The organism is Yersinia sp. Marseille-Q3913 (genome assembly GCF_963892745.1).
Lineage (GTDB): Bacteria > Pseudomonadota > Gammaproteobacteria > Enterobacterales > Enterobacteriaceae > Yersinia > Yersinia bercovieri.
On sequence record NZ_CAWQAF010000063.1, the window covers coordinates 1 to 1,864 of the forward strand.

Here is a 1,864-nt window from a genome sequence, read left to right on the forward strand (position 1 = left end):
ATGTGTGCCGGGCATGCTCAGCAGCTCGGGGGTGAAAGTCCCCTGTCCAGCCTGATGGTGGCGAAGGACTAGTGAAGCGCAAGGGCGTCGTCGTGAGGCGGGGTCTGAAGGAAGCGTGGAGCAAAACCATGACCTGACGGACAGAAACCCGATATAAGGCCTACCCGACTGGCGGAGCAAGCATGTGATTGCGAAGGCCATAACCATCAAGAGCCGGGGTGGTAGATTGGGCAGGTGTGTGGTGAAAGCGGCTGAGCTTACCCCGGGAGGCCTGTCCGGCGTTCTGTATTCAGAACTGAGTGCATCGTAAGGTGCGCTGACCGGTGGACAGGAGTCAGCAGAGGGCATAGTAGGACGTGACGTCTGAAGGCCCGAACGGTAATGAGTGACGAGTATCAGCGGAGGTTCTGAACGGTCATGCAGCAGAAAACGCATCGCGGCCCTGAAGCCCGAAGAAGGGGTGAAGCCCCGGACGCCGGTTCCCGGGGGGCTGAAACCGGGCAGGCACCGACGACCAGAGAAAGTCCGTCGTCAACAGCGTGGCTGATGGAAGCCATCTGTGAACCAGTCAATCTCAGGCAAGCCCTGAAAAGAGTGAAGGCCAATAAAGGTGCGGCGGGAGCCGACGGCATGAGCGTAAGCGAACTGCCGGAGTACCTGAAACACCACTGGCCCGAACTGAAAGCGCAACTGCTGTCCGGCAGCTATCGCCCATCCCCTGTAAGAAGAGTGACCATCCCGAAACCCTGCGGCGGCGAACGTCTGCTGGGTATCCCGACGGTGGTGGATCGTTTTATCCAGCAGGCGATGATGCAGGTGTTGCAGATGCAGTGGGATGCGTCGTTCAGCGACAGCAGCTACGGGTTCCGCCCCGGGCGCTCTGCCCATCAGGCTGTGAAACAGGCTCATGAATATATTGGGTCCGGGTATCACTGGGTGGTCGATCTCGATCTGGAGAAGTTCTTCGACCGGGTGAACCACGATGTACTGATGAGCCGGATAGCGAAACGGGTGTCGGATAAACGGGTGCTGTCACTTATCCGCAGGTTCCTGAATGCAGGCGTGATGGAAGCCGGTCTGGTAAGGCCGGTGACAGAAGGGACGCCGCAGGGCGGCCCGCTGTCGCCGTTGTTATCGAATCTGCTGCTGGATGACTTCGATAAGGAACTGGAGAAACGCGGCCTGAAGTTCGCCCGTTATGCAGACGACTGTAATGTGTATGTGAAAAGCGAACGTGCAGGCAATCGTGTGATGGCGGGGCTGACGCACTGGCTGAGCCGTAAACTGAAGCTGAAGGTGAATGCGAAGAAGAGCGCAGTGGCGCATCCGGAGTCGCGTAAGTTCCTGGGTTACAGCTTCATAAGGGGCAGGAAAGTGTGGTGCGTGGTGTCGCGGGGATCGGTGAAGCGGTTCAAAACGCGGATAAGGGAACTGACGGGACGTAACACGGGCAGAAGCCTGGAGCAGCTAATCGAGCCGTTAAAGCGATATATGACGGGCTGGAAAAGCTACTACAGGCTGAACGAGTGGCCATCGCTGATAAGAGAGCTGAACGGGTGGATAAGGCGCAGGCTGCGGAGTGTCCTCTGGAAACAGTGGAAAACGGGCGGCAAGCGTTATAAAGAGCTGCACAATCGCGGGGTTAGCAAAGACCTCGCGGCGCAGACGGTGGGAAGTTGCCATAAACAGTGGCGGGTGAGCTGTAGCCCGGCGCTGAACATAGCACTTCCCAATAACCTGTTCGTCAGACTGGGCCTGCCAGAGTTATAGGAAGGCGACGATCAACATAACCGAACCGCCGTATACGGACCCGTATGTACGGTGGTGTGGGAGGAGGCTGGTTGTGAGATCAGCCCCTATCCCG

1 protein-coding gene is annotated in these 1,864 nt (G+C 58.0%); it reads left to right on the forward strand.

Annotated features, from left to right (window positions below; all coding sequences use genetic code 11):
* The first annotated feature begins 417 nt into the window (after window positions 1–417).
* Window positions 418–1,770: a group II intron reverse transcriptase/maturase gene (ltrA, locus tag AACW11_RS17245; protein WP_212587041.1), complete on the forward strand. Its 1,353-nt coding sequence runs from the start codon at window positions 418–420 to the stop codon at window positions 1,768–1,770.
* The last annotated feature ends 94 nt before the right edge of the window (window positions 1,771–1,864 follow it).